The organism is Rhodococcus sp. P14 (genome assembly GCF_000256505.1).
GTDB lineage: Bacteria > Actinomycetota > Actinomycetes > Mycobacteriales > Mycobacteriaceae > Rhodococcus > Rhodococcus ruber.
On sequence record NZ_AJFC01000177.1, the window covers coordinates 1 to 6,836 of the forward strand.

Genomic DNA, 6,836 nt, shown 5'->3' on the forward strand with positions numbered 1-6,836 from the left:
GCTCGCGGCCCGCTACGAGCGCATCGACGCGCGGCTCGAGGCCGCCGGTCTGACCTGGTACGAGGTGTCGAACTGGGCGCGTGCCGACGATCCGTCGGCCCGGTGCGCCCACAACCTCGGCTATTGGGACGGCGGCGACTGGTGGGGGGCCGGGCCGGGGGCCCACAGCCACGTCGGCGGCGTGCGTTGGTGGAACGTCAAGCACCCGGCGCGCTATGCGGACGCGCTCGCTGCCGGTGAACTCCCCGTCGGCGGCAGCGAACTGCTCACCGCCGCCGACGTCCACACCGAGCGGGTGATGCTCGAGGTGCGGCTGCGCACCGGCCTGCCGCTGGACGTGCTCACCCCGGACGAACAACGCGCCGCCGAGACGGTCGTCGTGGACGGCCTCGCCGAACTGCGCGCCGGCCGGCTGGTGCTCACCGACCGGGGCCGGCTCCTCGCCGACGCCGTGGTGCGCACGATCCTGACCTGAGCTGCACGGCGGTGGGCCGCCCTGAGCTGCACGGCGGCGGGCCGGCTCGAGCTGCACGGCGGCGGGCCGGCTCGACCGCCCGGCGGCGTGACACCATGCCCGCGCGGCAGTGCGACGTCTACGACTCGGCGGCGTCGGTGTCCGCCGTGTGCGGGAACAGGACGTCGTAGTCGAACACCCGCGCGTGCAGGACGGTGCGGTTGCGCAGCGCCGAGCGGACGGCGCGGTGCAGGCCGTCCTCGAGGTACAGCACGCCCTTCCACTGGACGGCGTGGGGGAAGAGGTCGCCGTAGAAGGTGGAGTCCTCGGACAGCAGCCGGTCGAGTTCGAGCACCTTCGTGGTGGTGACGATCTGGTCCAGCCGCACCTGCCGGGGAGGGATCTGCGCCCAGTCGCGCAGCGAGAGCCCGTGGTCGGGATACGGCTTGCCGTCCCGGACGCCCTTGAAGATCATGGCACCAACTTACGACGCATCGTCGGCGGGCGCCGTGCCGCTCGCCACCCCGGCCCGGCGACTAAACTGGAGCGAAACGGCACGCAGTGCACCGTCCTGCGGTGATGCGTGCCGTTCCGGGTGCGACTGCAGAGACGGAGGTGGGCGGGGTGTCGAGCACCGAGGAACGACGCTTCGAGGTGTTGCGAGCGATCGTGGCCGATTACGTGTCCACCAAGGAACCGATCGGTTCGAAGACCCTCGTCGAACGCCACAACCTGGGTGTGTCCAGCGCGACGGTCCGCAACGACATGGCCGTGCTCGAGGCCGAGGGCTACATCACCCAGCCGCACACCAGCTCGGGCCGGGTTCCCACCGACAAGGGTTACCGCCAGTTCGTCGACCGGATCGCCGACGTCAAGCCCCTCTCGGGAGCCGAACGCCGCGCGATCCTGCAGTTCCTCGAGTCGGGCGTGGACCTCGACGACGTGCTGCGCCGCGGCGTCCGGCTGCTGGCGCAGCTGACCCGGCAGGTCGCGGTGGTGCAGTACCCCACGCTGTCGGCGTCCTCGGTCCGCCATCTCGAGGTCGTTGCGCTGACTCCTGCGCGGTTGCTGCTGGTGCTCATCACCGACTCCGGCCGGGTGGACCAGCGCATCGTCGAGCTCGGTGACGTTCTCGGCGAGGAAGACCTGGCGCGGTTGCGGGATCTGCTCGGGGCGGCGCTGACCGGTAAGCGGCTCGCCGCGGCATCGATCGCGGTCAGCGAGCTCGCCGGGGACGCGCCCGACGGACTGCGCGATGCGGTCATCCGGTGCGCGACCGTGCTGGTGGAAACCCTCGTCGAACATCCCGAGGAACGGCTCGTGCTCGGCGGCACGGCGAACCTGACACGCAACGCCGCCGACTTCGCCGCGCATGCGGGCTTCCCCGGCTCGTTGCGTACCGTGCTCGAGGCGCTCGAGGAGCAGGTGGTGGTTCTCAAGCTCCTGGCGGCGACCCAGGACGCCGGGCGGGTGACGGTGCGGATCGGCGAGGAGACCCAGGTCGAGCAGATGCGCGGCACGTCCGTGGTGTCCACCGGGTACGGTGCCGCGGGCACCGTCTTCGGTGGCCTCGGTGTGCTCGGCCCCACCCGGATGGACTATCCGGGGACGATTGCGTCGGTGGCTGCGGTCGCCCGCTACATCGGTGAGGTGCTCGGCGAACGCTGAGCGCCGGTCGGCGCCGACGGACCATCCGACGACACAACTAGCTGTGCGAATAGAGAAGGACGAAGAACTCACGTGGCACGGGACTACTACGGGACGCTCGGCGTGTCGAAGAACGCGACCGATCAGGAGATCAAGCGGGCGTACCGCAAGCTTGCGCGCGAGCACCACCCGGATGTGAACCCGGACGAGGCGGCGCAGAAGAGGTTCCAGGAGATCTCCACGGCGTACGAGGTGCTCTCCGACCCGGAGAAGCGGCGCATCGTCGATCTCGGCGGGGATCCGCTCGAAACCGGCCCGGGGGCGGCGGGCGGGGGCTTCTCGGGAGCCGGCTTCGGTGGTCTCGGCGACGTGTTCGAGGCGTTCTTCGGCGGCGGGGCGACAACGTCCCGCGGACCCCGGGGCCGCGTCCAGCCCGGCGCGGACTCGCTGCTGCGCACCCGGCTGACACTCGAGGAGTGCGCCACCGGTGTCACCAAGCAGATCGCCGTGGAGACCGCGATCCTGTGCGACGGGTGTGCCGGGTCCGGTACCCACGGCGACTCCAAGGCCGTACGGTGCGAGACGTGTGGCGGCGCCGGTGAGGTGCAGTCGGTGCAGCGCTCGTTCCTGGGTCAGGTCATGACGTCGCGCCCGTGCCCGACGTGTCGCGGCGCCGGGGAGACGATCCCGGACCCGTGCCGCAAGTGCGGCGGCGACGGCCGGGTGCGGGCCCGCCGTGAGATCACGGTCAAGGTGCCGGCCGGTGTCAGCAACGGCATGCGTATCCGGCTGGCGGCGCAGGGCGAGGTCGGCCCCGGCGGCGGCCCCGCCGGCGACCTGTACGTCGAGATCATCGAGCAGGCGCACGACGTGTTCGTGCGCGACGGCGACGACCTGCACTGCACGATCCGGGTCCCGATGGTCGACGCGGCACTCGGTACCACCGTCGTGCTCGACACCCTCGTCGACGGGCCCGCCGAGATCACCGTCGATCCCGGTACTCAGCCCGGGTCGGTGGTGGTGCTCCGCGGCCACGGCATGCCCAAACTGCGTTCCGGGGTGCGCGGGGACGTGCACGCCCACCTCGAGGTCGTCGTCCCGGCGAAGCTCGACGGCAAGCAGGTCAAGCTGCTCGAGGAGTTCCGGCGCAAGCGCGAGCACGAGGTGCCCGAGGTCGTCACCACCGGCTCGCAGCACGCCGGGGGCTTCTTCTCCCGGCTGCGCGACGCGTTCAGCGCGCGCTGAGGCCGCGCGGTGGCCGCTACCCTGTTCTACCTCGATCCGCTGCCCGAGGCGGGAGCGGTCGCGGTCCTCGACGGCAAGGAGGGTCGCCACGCGGCGACCGTGCGGCGCATCGCGGTGGGCGAGCGTCTCGTCCTGTCGGACGGGCGCGGCCACCTCGCCGACGTGGAGGTGACGGCCACCGCGAAGGACCGGCTCGAGGCCCGCGTCCTGGCGCGTCGGGAGGTTCCCGCACCGCGCCCCCGGGTCACCGTGGTGCAGGCATTGCCGAAATCCGATCGTTCCGAACTGGCGGTGGAACTGGCGACGGAGGCGGGCGCGGACGCGTTCGTGCCGTGGCAGGCTGCGCGGTGCGTCGCCCGGTGGGACGGACCGAAGGCCGCCAAGGGCGTCGGGCGATGGCAGGCCGTCGCGGTGGCGGCCGCGAAACAGTCCCGGCGTCCGCACGTGCCCGAGGTCGCGCCGGTCCATCGGACCGCGGACGTCGCCGAGGCCGTGCGCGCGACGGTCGCTCGCGGGGGCGTCGCGGCGGTCCTGCACGAGTCCGCGACCGACCCCTTCGGTTCGCTGCCCCTGGCCGCTGCCGCCGAACTGCTGCTCGTGGTCGGGCCGGAGGGCGGCGTCGACGACGCCGAGCTCACGGCGCTGACGACGGCGGGAGCGCGGCCGGTGCTGCTCGGGCCGACGGTACTGCGAACGTCCACGGCTGCGGCGGTCGCGCTGGGCGCGGTGGGTGTGCTGACCCCGCGTTGGGATGCGCGACCGCTCCACTGACACACTCGAGAACATGTCCCGAGTGCGCATCGCCTACGGTCCGCAGCCGCAGCAGTTCGGCCACCTGTACCTGCCGGACGCCACGGATCCGGGCGTGCCCGTACCGGTGGTGATGGTCGTCCACGGCGGATTCTGGAGCGGCGAGTACCACCTCACCCTCGGTACGCCACTCTCGCTCGAACTTGCCGCGCACGGCGTGGCCGCCTGGAACGTCGAGTACCGGCGGATCGGTGCGGGCGGGCGGTGGCCGGAGATGTCCGCCGACATCGTCGCCGCCCTCGACGCCGTCGCTACCGCGGTGGCCGAGCGGGCCCGGGCCGGGGGCGTCGCACTGGATCCGGACCGGGTGCGGGTGGTCGGGCACTCGGCCGGTGGTCAGCTCGCCGTGTGGCTCGCGGGCCAGCGAACGCAGGTGCGTCCCGAACTCGTCGTCGCCCAGGCGGGTGCGCTCGACCTCGCGTCCGCGGGCGAACGTGGCCGCCGGGTGGGCTACATCGAGGATCTGTTCGGTCAGCCCTACGAGGCGGACCCGCAGCTGTACCGGTCGGCGTCGCCCCGGCACCGGGTGCCGATCGGGGTGCCGGTCGCGCTCGTGCACGGCACCGAGGACGCACAGGTGCCGGTGAGGGTCGCCGAGCGCTATGCCGAGGCGGCGGCCGCCGCGGGTGATCCGGTGGCACTGCACGTCGTCGACGGTGAGGATCACTTTGCGTTCCTCGACAAGCGGACGCGCAGCTGGGCGCTGTCGCGCGAGCTGCTGCTCGCCCCGGAGCCGATCGGTTCGCGGGTGCGTCGGGAGGGCTGACGGTTCAGCGGCGCGGGGGCAGGACCGCGGTGACGACGACGGCGCCGACGGCCAGGGCGACGCCGCCGACGAGGCTTGCCGACGTGATCGCCTCCGAGAACGCGTCGGCCGACGCGTCGAGAAGCGGTCGGGCGTAAGAGGAGGCGAACGGGTTCTTCGCCAGCTCCTCGGCGACGAGGGCAGCGCCGCCCACGGAATCGCCCGCGGCGGCGACGGCCGTGTCGGCCTGCGCGGCCGTCGGCCCGTCGAGGTTCGCGAGCGGTAGTCCGGTGAGGAACGCGGAGATCTCACGCTGGTACGTGGTGGCCAGGACCGAGCCCAGCACGGCGATGCCGAGGGATCCGCCGAGTTCGACGGCGGTGTCGTTGAGGCCGCCCGCGGCGCCGAGTTCGGGCTCGGGGAATCCGCTCATCACGAGGTCGGTGGCCGGCGGAGCGGCCAGCCCGATGCCGAGGCCGAGGAGAACGAGCGCGACGAGGAAGATCGTGTATCCGGAACCGGCGTCGAGGAGGGTCAGAGTGAGGACTCCGGCGGCGGCGACCGCCGTGCCGGCACCGATCGCGACGCGCGCGCCGAGACGCGGCGCCAGCCGGCCGCTCACGGCCGATCCGACCGAGACCGCGGCGGCCAGTGGAAGCAGGCGCAGGCCGGTCTCGAGCGGACTGTAGCCGAACACGAACTGGAACTGCTGCGCCACGAAGTAGATCGCCCCGAACGACGTGAGGAAGAGCAGCAGCACGGACAGGCACGCACCTGCGACGGACCGGTCGGCGACGCGCCCGAGGGCCAGCAGCGGCTGCGGGTGCCGCAGCTCCCAGGCGACGAAGCCGCCGCCGGCGAGGAGGGCGACCGTCAGCGCGCCGAGCGCCGTTGCGTGCCAACCGAAGTGGAAACCCTCGATGATGCCGGCGACGAGCGCGCCGACGGCGGCTACGGACAGGGCGCCGCCGACCCAGTCGATGCGGGTGACGTGCTCGGCCCGCGAGGGCGGCACCAGTGCGAGCGCCCCGACCGCGGCGAATGCCGCGATCGGCACGTTGACGAGGAACGTCGAGCCCCACGCGTGCTGTTCGAGCAGCCACCCCGCGAGCAGGGGCCCGAGCGCGATCGCCAGTCCGGACGTCGCGGCCCACGCGGCGATTGCGCGGGGTCGTTCCGCGGCGGGGAACATGGCGACGAGCAGGGACAGGGTTGCGGGCATGATCACCGCGGCGCCGACGCCCATCGTGATGCGGGCGCCGATCACTTCGGCCGCGGTGCCGGCGAGGCTGCCGAACACGGCGCCCCCGGCGAAGACGGCGAGGCCGGTGAGGAGGGCGCGCCGGCGGCCGTAACGGTCGCCGAGGACGCCCGCGAGCAGCATCAGCGCGGCGTAGGGCACGGTGTAGCCGTCGATGACCCACTGCAGGTCGGTGCTGGTCAGCTGCAGTTCGCGCAGCATGCTCGGCGCCGCGACGATGAGTGCGGTGTTGGCCATCACGACGATCAGCAGGCTCAGGCAGAGCACCGCGAGGCCGGCCCACCGGCGCGGATACGGGCGGGTGGGATCCGTGGCCGGACGGACCAGGCTCGAGGTCATCGGCGCTCCTCACGACATGCCGGTGCGGCGGCAATTTGCACATCCATGTGCAAGTTAGAAAGTTGCACACCTGTGTGCAAGTAAAGTTGACGGACGTCACACTCTCCGGTGGAAGAAGGTGTTCAGCGTGGCCGAACCGGGCCGGGAGCCGCGGCGGCGGACGAGCCGGAACCGAGCCCGGATCCTCGAGGCGGCGATGGGGTGTTTCGCGGCCGACCCGGACGCCAGCATGGACGACGTCGCCCAGGCTGCCGGCGTGGTGCGCCGCACCGTCTACGCCCACTTCCCGAGCCGCGAGGCGCTCGTCGACGGCATCGCGGAAGAGGCGGGCGGCG

7 protein-coding genes and 1 pseudogene are annotated in these 6,836 nt (G+C 72.5%); 6 read left to right on the plus strand and 2 right to left on the minus strand.

What is annotated here, in order from left to right; translation table 11 throughout:
- A pseudogene (locus OEY_RS0112725) lies at window positions 1-475 on the plus strand (coproporphyrinogen III oxidase); the annotation flags it as partial.
- A 118-nt stretch (window positions 476-593) separates the two neighbouring features.
- Here OEY_RS0112725 and OEY_RS0112730 read toward each other — a convergent pair.
- Window positions 594-929, minus strand: a complete 336-nt coding sequence (locus OEY_RS0112730; protein ID WP_010594251.1) for a type II toxin-antitoxin system VapB family antitoxin — start codon at window positions 927-929, stop codon at window positions 594-596.
- A gap of 149 nt (window positions 930-1,078) precedes the next feature.
- On the opposite strand from OEY_RS0112730, the gene hrcA reads away from it, so the two are divergent.
- The 4 genes from hrcA (at window position 1,079) to OEY_RS0112750 (ending at window position 4,922) form a co-directional block, all read left to right on the plus strand.
- Window positions 1,079-2,122: a heat-inducible transcriptional repressor HrcA gene (gene hrcA, locus OEY_RS0112735; RefSeq protein ID WP_010594252.1), complete on the plus strand. Its 1,044-nt coding sequence runs from the start codon at window positions 1,079-1,081 to the stop codon at window positions 2,120-2,122.
- 72 nt (window positions 2,123-2,194) lie between these two features.
- Window positions 2,195-3,346 (plus strand): molecular chaperone DnaJ, encoded by a 1,152-nt coding sequence (gene dnaJ, locus OEY_RS0112740; protein WP_010594253.1) that lies wholly within the window; start codon window positions 2,195-2,197, stop codon window positions 3,344-3,346.
- Between the two features lie 9 nt (window positions 3,347-3,355).
- Window positions 3,356-4,117 carry a 16S rRNA (uracil(1498)-N(3))-methyltransferase gene (locus OEY_RS0112745; protein WP_010594254.1) on the plus strand — a complete coding sequence of 254 codons (762 nt, stop codon included), beginning with the start codon at window positions 3,356-3,358 and terminating at the stop codon, window positions 4,115-4,117.
- 13 nt (window positions 4,118-4,130) lie between these two features.
- Complete coding sequence (locus OEY_RS0112750) at window positions 4,131-4,922, plus strand: alpha/beta hydrolase family protein (RefSeq protein WP_026137654.1); 792 nt, start codon at window positions 4,131-4,133, stop codon at window positions 4,920-4,922.
- Between the two features lie 4 nt (window positions 4,923-4,926).
- Here the strand turns inward: OEY_RS0112750 and OEY_RS0112755 are convergent, their stop codons facing one another.
- A complete protein-coding gene (locus OEY_RS0112755) occupies window positions 4,927-6,501 on the minus strand; it encodes an MFS transporter (protein ID WP_010594256.1) in 1,575 nt (524 codons plus the stop codon).
- Window positions 6,502-6,628: 127 nt separating this feature from the next.
- On the opposite strand from OEY_RS0112755, the gene OEY_RS0112760 reads away from it, so the two are divergent.
- Window positions 6,629-6,836 (plus strand): TetR/AcrR family transcriptional regulator (locus OEY_RS0112760; RefSeq protein ID WP_157180000.1); only part of this gene is annotated, 208 nt, incomplete at its 3' end.

Coding starts and splice junctions, on each gene's coding strand:
- OEY_RS0112755 (WP_010594256.1), bottom strand. CDS start 6,501: ATGACCTCGAGCCTGGTCCGTCCGGCCACGGATCCCACCCGCCCGTAT.
- OEY_RS0112750 (WP_026137654.1), top strand. CDS start 4,131: ATGTCCCGAGTGCGCATCGCCTACGGTCCGCAGCCGCAGCAGTTCGGC.
- OEY_RS0112730 (WP_010594251.1), bottom strand. CDS start 929: ATGATCTTCAAGGGCGTCCGGGACGGCAAGCCGTATCCCGACCACGGG.